Source organism: Acinetobacter sp. CE-15, from assembly GCF_051059255.1.
Classification (GTDB): domain Bacteria; phylum Pseudomonadota; class Gammaproteobacteria; order Pseudomonadales; family Moraxellaceae; genus Acinetobacter; species Acinetobacter guillouiae.
The window spans coordinates 3,167,712-3,186,441 of record NZ_CP192737.1 but is presented as its reverse complement, the minus strand read 5'-3'; the positions used below and the strand labels follow the sequence as shown (position 1 = coordinate 3,186,441).

Annotated in this window: 8 protein-coding genes; all 8 read left to right on the top strand. The window is 41.5% G+C overall.

The window, feature by feature from the left end:
- Positions 1–204 precede the first annotated feature (204 nt).
- The 8 genes from ACQ7EO_RS14600 to hutI all read left to right on the top strand — a co-directional run bounded on the left by ACQ7EO_RS14600 (position 205) and on the right by hutI (position 18,717).
- On the top strand, positions 205–8,997 hold the full coding sequence (locus ACQ7EO_RS14600) for an MBG domain-containing protein (RefSeq protein ID WP_434277817.1): 8,793 nt from the start codon (positions 205–207) through the stop codon (positions 8,995–8,997).
- 3 nt (positions 8,998–9,000) lie between these two features.
- Positions 9,001–10,686, top strand: coding sequence for a ShlB/FhaC/HecB family hemolysin secretion/activation protein (locus ACQ7EO_RS14595; protein WP_434277816.1), 1,686 nt, complete (start codon positions 9,001–9,003; stop codon positions 10,684–10,686).
- Positions 10,687–11,110: 424 nt separating this feature from the next.
- On the top strand, positions 11,111–11,863 hold the full coding sequence (gene hutC / locus ACQ7EO_RS14590) for a histidine utilization repressor (protein WP_004721807.1): 753 nt from the start codon (positions 11,111–11,113) through the stop codon (positions 11,861–11,863).
- On the top strand, positions 11,860–12,441 hold the full coding sequence (locus ACQ7EO_RS14585; RefSeq protein WP_434277815.1) for a HutD/Ves family protein: 582 nt from the start codon (positions 11,860–11,862) through the stop codon (positions 12,439–12,441). Before hutC ends, ACQ7EO_RS14585 begins: the two co-directional genes overlap by 4 nt.
- Before the next feature lie 237 nt (positions 12,442–12,678).
- Positions 12,679–14,355, top strand: coding sequence for a urocanate hydratase (gene hutU, locus ACQ7EO_RS14580; RefSeq protein ID WP_004820229.1), 1,677 nt, complete (start codon positions 12,679–12,681; stop codon positions 14,353–14,355).
- An 82-nt stretch (positions 14,356–14,437) separates the two neighbouring features.
- Positions 14,438–15,976, top strand: a complete 1,539-nt coding sequence (hutH, locus tag ACQ7EO_RS14575; RefSeq protein ID WP_434277813.1) for a histidine ammonia-lyase — start codon at positions 14,438–14,440, stop codon at positions 15,974–15,976.
- 64 nt (positions 15,977–16,040) lie between these two features.
- A complete protein-coding gene (locus tag ACQ7EO_RS14570; RefSeq protein ID WP_239046046.1) occupies positions 16,041–17,453 on the top strand; it encodes an amino acid permease in 1,413 nt (470 codons plus the stop codon).
- A 52-nt stretch (positions 17,454–17,505) separates the two neighbouring features.
- Positions 17,506–18,717, top strand: coding sequence for an imidazolonepropionase (gene hutI, locus ACQ7EO_RS14565; protein ID WP_434277812.1), 1,212 nt, complete (start codon positions 17,506–17,508; stop codon positions 18,715–18,717).
- The last annotated feature ends 13 nt before the right edge of the window (positions 18,718–18,730 follow it).

The window sequence follows — 18,730 nt, the reverse complement described above, 5'->3', positions numbered from 1 at the left end:
ATGGTTTTATAGTGCTTGTTTAGCTTAAAACTGATGCATAGGGCTTTCTTTCCAATAAACGCTGAATAATTTCATTCAGCGTTTATTGGGTTATCTATAACGTGAATTAATACGTGCAAAATACCCAATTTCAGGTATATCTCTCTATTCCCCCATTTGATCTAATGATTGATATTTGATTAAAAAGTAGATTTGGGGATTATCATGAATAAAATTTATAAAGTTATTTGGAATTCACAACTTAGGTGTTGGCAAGCCGTTTCAGAATTGGCGAAAAATCATAGCACTTCACAAAGTACTGTAGACCATAAAAACGCACTGAAGGGCGGTGTTCACAAAGCATCAGGGATAAATTTAATCCGATTGGCTTTTTTGGGGCTGGCTTTATTGCCGTTATCGATTTATGCCGCAATTTCTAATACTGAACTGCCTACAGGTGCCAATATCACTCAAGGTTCAGCCAACATTTCCCAAAATGGCAACGTTTTAAATATTCATCAAAATAGTCAAAACCTTTCGACCAACTGGAATACTTTTAATATTGGTAAAGATGCAACGGTTAATTTTAATCAGCAAAACCAGTCATCTATAGCCATTAATCGGGTTTTGGATAGCAATGCATCGCAGATTATGGGGCGTTTAAATGCCAATGGGCAGGTGTTTTTACTCAATCCAAATGGTGTGGTTTTTTCTAAGACAGCTCAAGTGAATGTTGGCGGTTTGGTTGCTTCAACTTTAAGTTTGAACGATGCAGATATTCAAAATGGCAAATATACTTTAAAAGCCAATGCCAATAGCACAGCAACGATAGAAAATAACGGTACTATTCAAACTTTATCAGGTGGAACTGTTGCGCTGATTGCGCCCAATGTTAAAAATACCGGCTCTATTGTGACACCGAATGGCGTTACTCATCTCACTGCTGCCAGTCAAGTCACTCTTGCTTTACAGGATGGTTCACTCACCCAGTACCAAGTTGATCAAGGGGTATTAAAAGGCTTGGTGGACAATGGTGGTGCAATTCTTGCCGATAATGGGGCTGTATATTTAACTGCAAAAGCCAAAGACAGTTTAAGTAAAGCCGTGGTAAATCATAGTGGGATTATTGAAGCCAATCGCTTAAGCCAAAATGCCAAAGGTGAAATCATTCTGTTAGGTGATATGCAAAATGGTGAAACAAATGTCAGTGGTCTGCTTAAAGCTGAAGGGAAAAATGGTCAAGATGGCGGGTTTATTGAAACCTCCGCAGCTCAAGTAAAGATTGAGAATAGTACAGTGGTGTCCTCTCATTCTGATGGAGGGAAAACTGGAAACTGGTTGATCGACCCTACCGATTTCAGTATTAATTCGGGTAATGCGCCAGCAAGCAGTAGCGGCATAGGCGCAACCACTTTAGCAAGCAGTCTTGCAACCAGTAATATCATATTGCTAACCATCACTACGGGTAACCAAAAGGGTGATATCAATGTTAATGCTGATGTGACTTGGGGAAGTGCGAACAGCCTGACTTTAAATGCACAAAATGACATCAACATTAATGCCAACATCACAGCGACCAATAACAGTGGCAAACTTAATTTGATATATGGACAAAACTCGGCCAATACCAGCGCAAATTATTATATTAACAATGGCGCAAAAATAAACTTAAAGGCTGGGCAGAACTTTAGTACGCAAAAAGGTACGGCTGCTACTATTAACTATCAAGTGATTACGGCTTTGGGCGCACAGGGTTCGACTACAAGTCAAGATTTACAAGGGATCAACGGTAACCTGAGTGGTAATTATGTGTTGGGTGCAGACATAGATGCCAGCAGTACATGGCAGTGGAATGGCTATACAGGATTCGACCCAATTGGCTTTTATAATGCAAATTTGAGTCCAATGGATCTTTCACAGCAGGCTTTTCGTGGACGGTTTGATGGATTAGGACATGCGATTAGTGGATTAAGTATTGACTCTATGTATCAGGGCATTGGACTGTTTGCGATTACGCATCAGGATGCACTTATACAAAATGTTGGACTAAATAATATAAGTTATTCAGGTTATGGAAAAACAGGCGGGATCGTGGGGATTAATCTTGGCACGATTAATAATGCTTATGTCAATGCAGGCTTAGTCACAGGTAATACCGAGCAGTATGGCGGATTGGTGGGTTGGAACTATAATTCAGGAAATATCTTAAATTCTTATGCCAATGTGACTGTAAAAGGAAAATATTCGAATAATAATTATATTGGCGGTCTGGTTGGTTATAGTGATGGTGTTGTAAGTTCTTCTTTTGCAACAGGCGCGGTGACAGGAAATAATTATGTTGGCGGTTTAATTGGTGGTATATCAGGACAAATTAACAATTCTTATGCAACAGGTACTGTTATTGGAAGTCAGTATGTTGGAGGGCTGGTTGGGTTCAATGGCGGTAGTGTTGACAAAAATTATTCTTCAGGAAGTGTAACTGGGGGGCAGTATGTTGGTGGTCTTGTTGGTGGTGGTAATGGTACAACCACAAATAGTTTCTGGAACACCAGTACTTCTGGGAGAACAAGCAGTGCGGGTGGTGTAGGAAAAACCACAACAGAACTTCAGCAAATTTCTACTTTTGCAGGTTGGGATATTGATGATGCAGGTGGTACAGGAAAAGTTTGGCGTATTTATGAAGGACGATCTGCGCCCTTACTACGTCATTTCCTAAAACCCTTGGTCACAGAAATTGTCGCTAATTTTTCTGACAAAATTTATGATGGATCGATAGCTTCTGGAACGCTGGCTTCAGGGCTGAATTATAAAACAACCAGTAAAAATGCAGGGATTTATAGTTTAAATGATGGCTCAATTCTGATTAGTGGTGTTCCAATCGCGGCAAATACAACACAGTTTGGCGATGATGTAATTTATAAAGAAAATGGTGGTTCAGGTTCATTAACAATCGCGAAAAGAGATTTAAATATTAATGGCTTGAGCGCTGCTGACAAGGTCTATGATACATCAAAAGTAGCAACCTTATCGGGTACTGCGGGAGTGACAGTGCTGTCAGGTGATTCAGTGACACTTTCGGGTATTGGATTTGGATCATTTACTGATAAAAATGTGGGCAATAATAAAAATGTGATTGTGTCGGGTTATACGCTGACTGGAACAGATGCTTTAAATTACACCTTGCTACAGCTGACAAATCTTAAAGCCAGTATAACGCCTGCAGTTTTAACCATTAATGGAATAAGTGTTGCAGATAAAACGTATGATGGTTTGGCTATTGCGACCTTAAATGGCACTGCTTCAATCAATCCGTTTGCTGGAGACTTTGTTGGATTGACTGGTAGTGGTATAGGCACATTTACAGATAAGAATGCAGGAATCCGGTCTGTGATCGTAACAGGCTATAACTTAACAGGTGCGGATGCTGGAAATTATATTTTTAGTCAGCCTATAGGTTTAAGTGCCACAATTCACAAAGCGCAAGCCATTGTAAAGGCCAATAGTTTAAATACCGTCTATAACGGTAAAGATCAAACGGCTGCTGGCTTTACTGCGACAGGTTTGGTCAATGGCGAAACTACAAGTGTATTGTCAGGTGTTTCTGCAACTGTCACAGGCAAAGATGCAGGCAAATACACCAACACAGTAACAGGTGTAGACAAGAACTATGATCTGACACTTATTGATGGCTCATTAGATATTGCCAAAGCTAAAGCCACCGTAACCGCCAATAGCGTATCAACCACCTATAACGGTAAAGATCAAACGGCTGTTGGCTTTAGTGCAACAGGCTTGGTCAATGGCGAAACTACAAGTGTATTGTCAGGTGTTTCGGCAACTGTCACAGGTAAAGATGCTGGTAGTTATGCCAATACAGCCACAGGTACAGATAAGAACTATGAGCTCAGTTTTGTTAATGGCTCTTTGGATATCGCCAAAGCTAAAGCGACAGTAACAGCCAATAGTGTATCAACCACCTATAACGGTAAAGATCAAACAGCTGCTGGCTTTAGTGCAATAGGCTTGGTCAATGGCGAAACTACAACTGTATTGTCAGATGTTTCTGCAACTGTCACAGGTAAAGATGCAGGTCAGTACACCAATACCGCCACAGGTATAGACAAGAACTATGAGCTCAGTTTTGTTAATGGCTCTTTGGATATCGCTAAAGCTAAAGCGACAGTAACAGCCAATAGCGTATCAACCATTTATAACGGTAAAGACCAAACGGCTACTGGCTTTAGTGCGAAAGGCTTAGTCAATGGTGAAACAGAATCAGTATTATCAGGCGTAAGCGCAACGGTGACTGCTAAAGATGCAGGCAAATACAACAACACAGTAACAGGTGTAGACAAGAACTATGATCTGACGCTTATTGATGGCTCATTAGATATTGCTAAAGCTAAAGCGACAGTAACTGCCAATAGCGTATCAACCACCTATAACGGTAAAGATCAAACAGCTGCTGGCTTTAGTGCGAAAGGCTTAGTCAATGGTGAAACAGAATCAGTACTCTCAGGTGTAAGCGCAACAGTGACTGCTAAAGATGCAGGCAAATACAACAACACAGTAACAGGTGTAGACAAGAACTATGATCTGACGCTTATTGATGGCTCTTTGGATATTGCGAAAGCTAAAGCCACCGTCACCGCCAATAGTTTAAATACGGTTTATAACGGTAAAGATCAGACAGCGTCAGGCTTTAGCGCTTCTGGTTTAGTGAATGGTGAAACGGAATCTGTATTATCAGGTGTCAGTGCAACGGTTACTGCTAAAGATGCTGGCAAATATACCAATAGTGCAACAGGTCTAGATAAAAACTATGAGTTAAGTTTTGTTGATGGTTCATTGGATATCGCCAAAGCCAAAGCCACTGTTACGGCTAATAGTGTATCAACTACTTATAACGGTAAAGATCAAACGGCTGCTGGCTTTACTGCAACAGGTTTAGTGAATGGTGAAACTGAATCTGTATTATCAGGTGTCAGTGCAACGGTTATTGCTAAAGATGCTGGCAAATATACCAATAGTGCAACAGGTCTAGATAAAAACTATGAGTTAAGTTTTGTTGATGGTTCATTGGATATCGCCAAAGCTAAAGTCACTGTTACGGCTAATAGTGTATCGACTACTTATAACGGTAAAGATCAAACGGCTGCTGGCTTTAGTGCAACAGGTTTAGTCAATGGTGAAACTGAATCTGTATTATCAGGTGTAACTGCAACGGCGACTGCTAAAGATGCAGGCAAATACACCAATACCGCAACAGGTCTAGACAAAAATTATGAGCTAAGCTTTGTTGATGGCTCTTTAGATATCGCGAAGGCTAAAGCCACTGTCACCGCCAATAGTGTATCAACCACCTATAACGGTAAAGATCAAACGGCTGCTGGCTTTACTGCAACAGGTTTAGTCAATGGTGAAACTGAATCTGTACTCTCAGGTGTAACTGCAACGGTGACTGCTAAAGACGCAGGTCAATACACAAATACCGCAACGGGTCTAGACAAAAATTACGATTTAAGCTTTGTTGATGGTTCCTTAGGTATTGCTAAGGCTAAAGCCACTGTTATGGCTAATAGTGTATCAACTACTTATAACGGTAAAGATCAAACAACTGCTGGCTTTACTGCGATTGGTTTGGTCAATGGTGAAACTGAATCGGTATTGTCAGGTGTTTCAGCAACGGTGACTGCTAAAGATGCAGGTCAATATATCAATACCGCAACAGGTATAGATAAAAACTATGAGCTAAGTTTTGTTGATGGTTCCTTAGATATCGCGAAAGCTAAAGCCACTGTTACGGCTAATAGTGTATCAACTATTTATAATGGCAAAGATCAAACGGCTGCTGGCTTTACTGCGGCTGGTTTAGTGAATGGTGAAACTGAATCAGTCTTATCAGGTGTTTCAGCCACTGTGACTGCTAAAGATGCAGGTCAATACACCAACACTGCAACAGGTATAGACAAGAACTATGAGTTAAGTTTTGTTGATGGGTCGTTGGATATTGCTAAAGCTAAAGCCACGGTGACCGCCAATAGTGTATCAACTACTTATAATGGTAAAGATCAAACGGCTGCTGGCTTTACTGCAACAGGTTTGGTCAATGGTGAAACTGAATCAGTACTCTCAGGTGTCAGTGCAACGGTTACCGCAAAAGATGCAGGCCAATACACCAACACGGCAACAGGGCTAGACAAGAATTACGAGCTAAGCTTTGTCGATGGCTCATTAGATATTGCTAAAGCTAAAGCCACTGTGACCGCCAATAGTTTAAATACAGTCTATAACGGTAAAGACCAAACGGCTGCTGGCTTTACTGCAACAGGTTTGGTCAATGGTGAAACTGAATCTGTACTCTCAGGTGTAAATGCAACGGTGACTGCTAAAGATGCAGGCCAATACACCAATACTGCAACAGGTCTAGATAAAAACTACGAGTTAAGTTTTGTTGATGGCTCTTTGGATATTGCTAAAGCTAAAGCCACCGTAACTGCCAATAGCATATCAACCACCTATAACGGTAAAGATCAAACTGCTGCTGGCTTTACTGCAACAGGTTTGGTCAATGGTGAAACTGAATCAGTACTCTCAGGTGTAACTGCAACGGTTACCGCTAAAGATGCGGGCAAATACACCAATACTGCAACGGGTCTAGACAAAAATTACGATTTAAGTTTTATTGATGGTGCATTGGATATTGCTAAGGCTAAAGCCACTGTGACCGCCAATAGTTTAAATACAGTCTATAACGGTAAAGTCCAAACGGCTGCGGGCTTTACTGCAACAGGCTTAGTCAATGGTGAAACTGAATCGGTATTGTCAGGTGTCAGTGCAACGGTGACTGCTAAAGATGCAGGTCAATACACCAACACGGCAACAGGGCTAGATAAAAACTATGAGCTAAGTTTTGTTGATGGCTCTTTAGACATTGCTAAAGCGAAAGCCACTGTGACCGCCAATAGTTTAAATACAGTCTATAACGGTAAAGATCAAACAGCTGCTGGCTTTAGTGCAACAGGTTTAGTCAATGGTGAAACTGAATCCGTACTCTCAGGTGTCAGTGCAACGGTGACCGCTAAAGATGCAGGTCAATATACCAATAGTGCAACGGGTCTAGACAAGAACTATGATCTTAGTTTTATTGATGGCTCATTAGATATTGCTAAAGCTAAAGCCACTGTGACCGCCAATAGTTTAAATACAGTCTATAACGGTAAAGACCAAACGGCTGCTGGCTTTACTGCAACAGGTTTGGTCAATGGTGAAACTGAATCAGTACTCTCAGGTGTAAGCGCGACGGTGACTGCTAAAGATGCAGGCCAATACACCAATACTGCAACAGGCATAGATAAAAACTACGAGTTAAGTTTTGTCGATGGCTCATTAGATATTGCTAAAGCGAAAGCCACCGTAACAGCCAATAGCATATCAACTACTTATAACGGCAAAAACCAAAACGCATCTGGCTTTACTGCAACTGGTTTGGTCAATGGTGAAACTGAATCAGTATTATCAGGCGTAACTGCCACGGTGACTGCTAAAGATGCAGGTCAATACACCAACACTGCAACGGGTATAGATAAAAACTATGAGCTAAGTTTTGTTGATGGTGCATTGGATATTGCTAAAGCCAAAGCCACCGTAACCGCCAAAAGCGTATCAACCACCTATAATGGTAAAAATCAAACTGCTGCTGGCTTTACTGCAACAGGTTTGGTGAGTGGTGAAAATGAATCAGTACTCTCTGGTGTCAGTGCCACGGTGACTGCTAAAGATGCAGGTCAATACACCAACACTGCAACGGGTCTAGACAAGAACTACGAGTTAAGTTTTGTTGATGGCTCATTGGATATTGCTAAAGCCAAAGCCACTGTAACCGCCAATAGTTTAAATACGGTTTATAACGGTAAAGATCAAACAGCTGCTGGCTTTACTGCGACAGGTTTGGTCAATGGTGAAACCGAATCGGTCTTATCAGGTGTCAGTGCAACGGTGACTGCTAAAGATGCTGGCAAATACACCAATACTGCAACAGGTCTAGATAAAAACTATGAGTTAAGTTTTGTTGATGGCTCTTTAGATATCGCTAAAGCCAAAGCCACTGTGACCGCCAATGGTTTAAATACAGTCTATAACGGTAAAGATCAAACTGCTGCTGGTTTTAGTGCTTCTGGTTTAGTCAATGGAGAGACAGAATCTGTATTATCTGGTGTCAGTGCAACGGTTACCGGCAAAGATGCTGGCAAATACACCAATAGCGCAACGGGTGTAGACAAAAACTATGAGCTAACTTTTGTTGATGGTGCATTGGATATTGCGAAAGCTAAAATTAACCAAGTGACAGGCATTAGCGCCAATAATCGTATTTATGATGCAACCACCAACGCAACATTAAATACTGGATCAGCACAATTCACTGGTATGGTTGCAGGCGATGAATTGAAAGTTGCTTCAGCAACTGGACAATTCAGTGATAAAAATGTGGGTATAGCAAAACAAGTCTCGATTCAGGGTGTCAGTTTAAGTGGTGCAGATGCACACAACTACGAGTTGGTGAATAACACTGCACAAACTACGGCAGATATTCGCCAAGCCAATATTCAAAACATTGCTGGAATTACGGCCAACAATCGTACTTATAATGGATTAACTGCCGCTGAGCTTAATCTCAGCAACGCACAATTCAACGGCATCTACGCTGGGGATAATTTAAACGTTGCAACAGCAACAGGACAATTTGACAGTGCGACCACAGGGCAAGCAAAAAATGTATCGATTACAGGTTTAAGTCTAGGTGGCTTAGATGCTCAAAACTACAAACTTGTGGATACGACTGCTGTGACCACAGCTGATATTTATCTGTTAACCCCTGCAGCGTATTTACAAGCCATACAATTCAAACGACCTCGTTATTTGCCTGAAACCAATAACGTCTTAAATACAGTTGATTTAGATGTACGCCAAGGTGGAGTTAACACTGCAGGTATTCAAATTTTGGCAGGGGAGCACTAATTGATGAAACAACAACACAATATATTGGCAACATCTGTGGCTGCTTGTCTGATGCTTTTGACCAGCAGTAACCATGCAGCGCCAGCACCTAATGCGGGTCAACTGCTACAACAACAGCAACAAGGACAAAGCCTTGAACCACAGGCTGCTGTTCAGGTAGAAAGTTCAGCAAGTAATAACGTACCTAATTCACCTGATATCCAAATCTCTGTACGCAAAATTGAAATCACTGGAAATAGTCGTTTTAGCACAGCGCAATTGCATCACTTAGTGGCGGATGCCGAAGGTAAACAATTGAGTCTTCAGCAACTTTGGCAAATAGCCCAAAAGATTACCACTTACTACCAGCAACAGGGCTATGCCTATAGTCGGGCTTATCTGCCTCAGCAGAATCTAAGTCAGGGCGTAGTACGTATCAATGTACTCGAAGCGTATTATGATCAAACCCAGATTGATAATCAAAGTCGAACGCAAAACTGGCTAATTGAACAAACCGTTGCACCACTTAAACAAGGTGAGCGGATCAACAGTGACCAGATGCAACAACAACTTAAACTGCTCAATCGTTTAAATGGAGTCAATACCCGAAATGTTTTGACCCCTGGTGCAACAGTCGGAAGTAGCCAACTCAATGTTGAAGTACAAAATGCAGCCATGTTGAATGGTTATATTGGCGCAGATAACTTTGGTAATCGTTATACCAGTCAAGTGCGTGGAACCGCTGGAATTTCTGCTAACAACCTTGCAGGCTTAGGTGATGAACTGAGTTTAGATGTAATGACTGCTGGCAAACGCATGAACTACGGGCGCGTGGGTTATGCCTTTACCTTTACAGGAATAGGTACTCGGGCAGGCGCAAGTTATTCTTATCTAGATTATGAACTTGGGAAAGAGCTAAAAAACATTGGCGCAGAAGGGAGTGCTGCACAAAGTAGCGTATTCATTAGCCAACCTGCCTTACTGACCAATAATGCAGAAGTCCTTATCAGCTTACAATACGATCATAAACAACTGAAAGATGATATTCAGCTCAATCAATATTACAAACATCGAAATATTGACGTGGTGACTGCCCGACTGGATGGCTCGCAGTTTGATCAATTCTTGGGTGGCGGCTTAACCCAATATGGTGCCTCAACCAGTTATGGTCGCGTGAAATTTAAAAATGATGATGCCGCTGCTTTAGATGCGCAAACAGCGAAGACAGCTGGAGACTACTATAGTGCTACATTGAATCTGTCACGCTTACAAAACCTAAGCAATAAGGGCACGCAAGGCTATTTGGGAATTTATGGACAATACAGTCCTTATAATCTAGACAGTGCAGAGCAATATCTAGGTGGTGGTCCATTTAATGTTCGTGGTTATGAATCGAGTCAATTTGCAGGCTCTACAGGTTATTTGGCCACGGCAGAACTGAGACAAAGTTTATTTGCCGATGCAAAGCATCAGCTAACAGCGAAAGTATTTATCGATACAGCAGAAGTCACGTTAAATGCTAAGCGTTGGGCAGGTGTGACAGGCGATAATCAAGTTCAAATCAGTAGTGCAGGTTTAGGTTTGAACTGGACGAGTGCGTGGAATATTCAAGCCAATGCAGAAGTTGCCTTTCCAATTGGAAATACGCCAGAGCAGTTGCAAGACCGCGATAATCACCAGTACTGGTTGAGTTTAAGAAAGACTTTCTAATTTGAGTAAGGGAAAACCCCCTCCTTTGGGAAAGGAGGGTTGGGGAGGATTTGAACAACCTGTGTCGAAACTTCATAAGGGAGCGGATTTACAATCTGAGTAAAAACTTAGCAAAAGGGATTTAAAAAGCTAGCTGATGAGAATAAAACTTACACAGCCATACTTTACATTTAAAGTTTAAATTCTTTTGCGTAGATGAAGTCAAACCTTGTGCTGCAAACAAAGCCGATTAATATTCGTTGGCTGACCGCTACACCATCTATGATTAAATGATGCAAAAGCAAAATGAGTAAATTGATATAAGTTGGAATGCCATTGATGAGTAATGGATATTTTTATCATGATTATTTGTATAGGCTTGTATATACAAATAACATCGACTCAAGATACAATGAGTTAGAATATTTTGTATGAGTTTTAGCCAATGTCAAGAGCGTCAAAGCACAATGATCTAGACTTATCTCTAGAAGAAGATAGTCCTGTTCCTTTGTATTTGCGCGTGAAGCAAATGATTTCACAAAAAATTTATGAAGGAACATGGACTGTAAATAAAAAAATTCCTTCAGAAAGTGAGTTGGTGAATTTACTGGGTTGTAGTCGTATGACGGTCAATCGGGCATTGCGCGAACTGACCAGTGAAGGTTTATTGGTGCGTATACAAGGTGTTGGCTCTTTTGTCGCTGAAGGGCAAGGTCGTACAGCATTATTTCATGTGAATAATATTGCAGAAGAAATTATTGCGAGAAATCATAAACATCATGCTGAAGTATTGGTACTTGAACAAATTCAAGCCAATGAAGAACAAAGCCGATTAATGCAAATTCGAGAAGGACAACGACTATTTCACTCGATCATTGTGCATTATGAAAATGATGTGCCTGTGCAGATCGAAGATCGTTTAGTTGATCCCGTACTGATTCCAGATTATTTGGCACAAGATTTTAAAACTATCACGCCTAATGCTTATTTAATGTCAAAAGCACCTGTTACTGAAGGTGAGCATGTGGTTACTGCGATTCTTGCTTCAGCACAAGAATGTAAATGGCTAAAAATCAATAAAACAGAGCCTTGTTTATTGATCCGTCGTAGAACATGGTCCAATAAACAACTGATCTCCAGTGCAAGACTGATTTATCCTGGCAGTCGCTATTATTTGGAAGGTAAATTTACCCAATGATTGAGCTTTTAAAAGCCAGCCATTACAAAAAAATGCGATGGAAAAATGGCGAAGGTTATACGCTTGAAATCGCCCGTAGTGTCGGTGAAAGCTTAGTTGAGTTTGATTGGCGGATTTCGATGGCCGATGTGAAAACATCGGGTGATTTTTCCAAGTTTAAGGGGATGAATCGCTTTTTGACGGTATTGGAAGGTCAAGGTCTTTCACTGCGTATAGATGATGATTTTAAGCATTTAAAAACATTGCAGTCCGTCGAGTTTGGTGGAGACAGTGTGGTCAGTTGTGAATTGTTGGCAGGGCACATTCGCGATTTTAATTTGATTTATAATCCAAAAAAGTTTGATGCACAGTATCAGTGGATTTTCTCTCCAGAAGCCTTAGAAATACCCATATTATCTGACGTGATGTTTATTTTTAATCAGAGTGTTGAAGCTTTAGTTGTCGAAATTGGTCAACAGATTTTTCATTTGGAACATCAGGACAGTCTTAAACTCGAAGATGAAAAATCATTAAAGACAATCATTTTAAATCAGCAATTTTTAAAGCAAACTTGTCTAATACAACTCACAAAAATCTAAATTTTATTGATTCTACTTAAACGCATACAAGCTTAAGTTGTCTGCGTTTTTTTGTTTTTATGAAAAATAAATCTATTTATTTTATATGTTTATAATTTTTTTTAAAAATAATTTAAAAAGCATCTTTTCAATATTAAAGATTTGTGTAGTATATAGATGTATATACAAGTTAGTACATTGCTATACAGTGAATGCAGTTTAATTTGCTGGTTTAAACTCAAAGGAAGGAGTCCTATTGTGACAACAACGACAACAAAATTTCGTGATGTAGAAATTCGCGCACCTCGTGGTACTAAGCTCAATGCAAAAAGTTGGTTGACTGAAGCTCCACTGCGTATGTTGATGAATAATCTTGATCCTGATGTCGCAGAGAATCCAAAAGAGCTTGTTGTTTATGGTGGTATTGGTCGTGCTGCACGTAATTGGGAATGTTATGACAAGATTGTTGAAACACTTAAAACTTTAGAAAATGACGAAACTTTATTGGTTCAATCAGGTAAACCCGTCGGTGTGTTCAAAACACATAAAGATGCACCACGTGTTCTTATTGCCAATTCAAACTTAGTTCCACATTGGGCAAATTGGCAACATTTCAACGAGCTAGATGCTAAAGGCTTGGCAATGTATGGTCAAATGACCGCAGGTTCTTGGATCTATATCGGCAGCCAAGGCATTGTACAAGGCACCTATGAAACTTTTGTTGAAGCTGGTCGCCAGCACTACAACGGTGACTTAACAGGTCGTTGGGTGTTGACTGCTGGTTTAGGTGGGATGGGAGGGGCTCAGCCTTTAGCCGCGACATTGGCAGGCGCTTGCTCGCTTAATATTGAATGCCAGCAAGCCAGTATTGATTTCCGTTTACGTACACGTTATGTCGATGAACAAGCTACAGATTTAGATGATGCTTTGGCGCGTATCGACCGTTATACCAAAGAAGGCAAGGTGATTTCGATTGCGTTACATGGCAATGCCGCTGAGATTTTACCTGAATTGGTTCGCCGTGGCGTTCATCCGGACATGGTGACGGATCAAACCAGTGCACATGATCCACTCAATGGCTATTTACCAATTGGTTGGACATGGGAAGAATATCGCCAACGTGCCAAAACTGAGCCAGAAGCAGTGGTAAAAGCTGCAAAACAATCTATGGCAAAGCATGTACAAGCGATGTTGGATTTCCAAAAAATGGGTGTTCCAACCTTTGACTATGGCAATAATATTCGTCAAATGGCGCAGGAAGAAGGCGTAGAAAACGCATTTGATTTCCCCGGTTTTGTACCTGCCTATATCCGTCCATTATTCTGTCGTGGTATTGGACCATTCCGTTGGGTTGCACTTTCAGGTGATCCAGAAGATATCTATAAAACAGATGCAAAAGTTAAAGAATTGATTCCAGACGATGAACATTTACATCGTTGGTTAGACATGGCAAGAGAACGGATTAGCTTCCAAGGCTTACCAGCACGTATTTGCTGGGTTGGTTTAGGCTTGCGTGCAAAATTAGGTCTGGCATTTAACGAAATGGTACGTAGTGGTGAGCTTTCAGCGCCAATCGTAATAGGTCGTGATCATTTAGACTCAGGTTCAGTTTCCAGTCCAAACCGTGAAACTGAAGCAATGCAAGATGGTTCTGATGCTGTATCTGATTGGCCATTGCTGAATGCTTTACTTAATACAGCAGGTGGTGCGACTTGGGTTTCATTACATCACGGTGGTGGTGTAGGAATGGGCTTCTCTCAACACTCAGGTGTCGTGATTGTTTGTGATGGTACAGATGAAGCAGCAGCACGTATTGCTCGTGTGTTGACCAATGACCCAGCAACAGGCGTAATGCGTCATGCAGATGCTGGTTATGATATCGCTGTTGAATGTGCCAAAGCGCAAGGTTTGAACTTGCCGATGATCACCAAATAAAAGACAAGGACATTACGATGCTTTTTGCAATTGTGTAAACAGCATCGTAAGAGAACAATATAGCGCAAAACAGGACGTCAAAATGGAACTCTTAATTCAACCAGGCAAGCTCACACTCGCAGATCTTCGCCAAGTGTATTTAAATCCAATCAAAGTTAAACTGGATGACAGTGCTTATGCTGGCATCAATGCAAGTGTTGCATGTGTCGAAAAAATTGTGAATGAAGGACGTACAGCATACGGTATCAATACTGGCTTTGGCTTACTCGCTTCATCTAAAATTGCCCCTGAAGACTTAGAACAGTTACAACGCTCATTGGTACTTTCTCATGCCGCTGGTGTGGGTGTACCTTTAGATGATGCGATGGTTCGCTTAATTATGTTGTTAAAGGCCAATAGTTTGGCGCGTGGTTTTTCTGGTATCCGTCCTAAAGTGATTGATGCAATCCTTGCCTTGATCAATGCAGAAGTTTATCCGCATATTCCATTAAAAGGTTCAGTCGGCGCTTCAGGTGACTTGGCACCCCTTGCACATATGTCTCTGGTTTTACTCGGTGAAAGTAAAGCACGTTATAAAGGGGAATGGTTACCAGCAGTTGAAGCACTTAAAATTGCAGGATTAGAACCCATTACTTTGGCGGCCAAAGAAGGTTTGGCACTTTTAAATGGTACACAGGTTTCAACAGCATACGCATTACGTGGTCTATTTGAAGCAGAAGATTTATTTGCTGCTGCGACCGTTTGTGGTGGATTAAGCGTTGAAGCTATGCTCGGTTCACGTGCACCATTTGATGCACGTGTCCATGAAGTTCGTGGTCAGCGTGGTCAAATTGATGTTGCCGCTGCATATCGTGACTTATTGACTGAATCAAGTGAAATCGCACATTCACATGAAGATTGTAGCAAGGTTCAAGACCCGTATTCACTGCGTTGCCAACCTCAAGTAATGGGGGCTTGTTTAACGCAAATTCGTCAAGCAGCAGAAGTATTAGCGATTGAGTCGAATGCAGTTTCAGATAACCCATTGGTGTTTGCAGCAGAAGGTGACGTAATCTCAGCAGGTAACTTCCATGCTGAACCCGTGGCAATGGCTGCTGATAATTTGGCCTTAGCGATTGCTGAGATTGGCTCACTGTCTGAACGTCGTGTTTCGATGATGATGGATCGCCATATGTCACAGCTTCCTCCATTTTTGGTTGCCAATGGTGGGGTGAATTCGGGCTTTATGATTGCTCAAGTAACAGCCGCTGCGTTAGCCAGTGACAATAAAGCACTTGCACATCCTGCCAGTGTTGATAGTTTACCGACCTCTGCAAATCAGGAAGACCATGTTTCCATGGCGCCTAATGCAGGAAAACGCTTGTGGTATATGGCTGATAACGTTCGCGGCATTCTCGCAGTTGAGTGGTTAGGTGCATGTCAAGGACTTGATTTCCGTGAAGGATTGAAAAGCTCTCCTAAACTTGAACGTGCCCGTAAAATTCTGCGTGATCAAGTGGCGTATTACAGTGAAGATCGTTTCTTCGCGCCAGATATCGAACAAGCAAGTGAATTGCTCGCAAGTGGTTGTCTGAACGAACTGCTGATTGCGAAGCTACTACCGAGCTTGTCTGAAGTGTGATCAATAAAACGGTCACATGGAGTGACCGAATCTAACTAAATTTCCTCAAGGATTGGAGATTATAATGTCACAACACTCCACATTACAGCGGGGGTTAAACACCCGTCATATCCGCTTTTTGGCATTGGGTTCAGCGATTGGCACGGGGCTTTTCTATGGATCAGCAACGGCAATTAAAATGGCAGGTCCGTCTGTTTTAATTGCTTATATGGTTGCAGGGATTGCAATTTATATTGTGATGCGAGCATTAGGGGAAATGGCTGTTCATAACCCCGTATCAGGTTCTTTTAGTGAATATGCCTCGAATTATCTTGGCCCTTTAGCTGGTTTTACTACAGGCTGGACCTACGTCTTTGAAATGATCATTGTCGCCTTGGCTGACGTGACTGCTTTTGGTATCTATATGGGGTTTTGGTACCCCGATGTGCCACGATGGATCTGGATTTTATCGCTGATTATGTTCTTAGGTGCAATTAACCTGATCCACGTTAAAGTCTTTGGTGAAGTCGAGTTCTGGCTATCCATCGTCAAGGTCAGCGCTATTGTTGCCATGATTTTGGGTGGTTTTGGTCTAATGATCTATGGCTTTAATGCAGATCACACCGGCTTTGTACCTGGTATTCAAAACTTATGGATTCATGAGGGTTTTATGCCCAATGGGATTATGGGTTTAGTTGCCTGTTTATCTGTTGTGGTATTTGCATTCGGTGGCATCGAAATCATTGGGATCACAGCGGGTGAGTCACAAGATCCGAAAACGTCGATTCCGCGTGCGATTAATGCGGTTCCTGTACGTATCTTACTTTTTTATATTCTGACAATTTTTGTATTGATGTCGATTTTCCCATGGAATCAAATTGGTAGCCAAGGCAGTCCATTTGTACAAATTTTTGAAAATTTAGGCATCAAATCTGCAGCAACTGTTTTAAATATTGTGGTGATTACAGCTGCAATTTCCGCGATCAATAGTGATGTATTTGGTGCAGGGCGTATGCTGTATGGTATGTCTAAGCATAAACAAGCACCTCAAGTGTTCCAGAAACTCTCACGTAATGGTGTTCCTTGGATGACTGTTGTAGTGATGGCTGGTGTGTTACTTGTCGGCGTCGTGCTTAACTATCTGATCCCTGAAAATGTATTTATTATCATCGCCTCAATTGCAACATTTGCAACAGTTTGGGTGTGGTTGATGATCTTACTTTCTCAAGTGGGTATGCGTCGTAAATTGTCTAAATCAGAAATTAAAGCATTAGATTTCCCCGTGATTGGCTGGCCTTATGCACCTGCATTTGCCATTGTATTTATGCTGTTTATTTTAGCCATGATGGGATATTTCCCAGACTCACGACCTGCACTTTATGTCGGTATAACATGGTTAGTTCTACTTTGGATTGCTTATACGATATGGGTGAAGCCCAAGCAAAACTCAGTAAAAGATAAACCAGATCTTCAACAAAACGTCGAAATGGAAAGCTGATACTGAAGCTGCCCAAACGTGATTAACGCATGGGCAGCAAGAGGAAATGTCAATGAAAAAACTTTGGACAAATTGTCATATTGCCACTATGCAAGATGGGCAATATTCCAGTATTGAATCTGCTGCAATCGTTACTTTAGCGCAACATATTCACTGGATTGGCGCAGAAAAAGATGTTCCTGTAGATGACTATGCTGAGATCATTGACCTCAATGGCGCGTGGGTGACTCCCGGTTTAATTGATTGTCATACGCATAGTGTATTTGGTGGAAATCGTAGTGTTGAGTTTGAAAAACGTTTGCAAGGTGTCAGTTATGCGGAAATCGCAGCGAGTGGCGGTGGTATTGCAAGCACTGTACGAGCAACACGTGAAGCAAGTGAGGAACAGCTCCTTGCTTCGGCACTCAAACGTATTCGTTGTATGCTTAAAGATGGTGTAACCACCATTGAAATCAAGTCGGGATATGGTCTGGACTATAGCAATGAACGTAAAATGCTCCGTGTGATTCGTCAAGTCGCTCAAACTTTACCGATGACCGTAAAAAGTACGTGTTTGGCAGCGCATGCTTTGCCACCTGAGTATCAAGATCAAAGTGATGCTTATATTGAGCATATCTGTACCGAGATGTTACCCAAACTGCATCAAGAAGGTTTAGTCGATGCAGTGGATGCTTTCTGTGAACATTTGGCATTTTCTCCTGCACAAGTTGAACGTGTTTTTAAAGCAGCTCAAGCATTAAACTTACCGGTTAAATTACATGCAGAACAACTTTCATCTCTCGGTGGTTCAACACTTGCTGCGCGTTACCATGCTTTATCCGCAGATCATTTGGAATACATGACCGAAGCTGATGCCAAAGCCATGGCTGCTTCTGGCACAGTTGCTGTGTTATTGCCAGGAGCATTCTATTTTCTAAGAGAAACCAAGTACCCACCTTTAGACAGTTTGCAGCAACATGGTGTGCGTATCGCATTATCCAGTGATTTAAATCCAGGAACATCACCAGCCTTGTCATTACGTTTAATGCTGAATATGGGCAGTACATTATTCCGTTTAACACCAGAACAAGCACTCGCAGGTGTCACAACCCATGCCGCTTATGCCCTTGGCTTACAAGACACGCATGGCACATTAGAACAGGGCAAAGTGGCGGATTTTATTGCTTGGGATATTGAGCATCCTTCTGAGATTGTGTATTGGCTTGGCGGTGATTTATCAAAACGAATCATCCAACATGGAAAAGAAATCTTGATCTCAGCTTGAGATTAATTTTTAT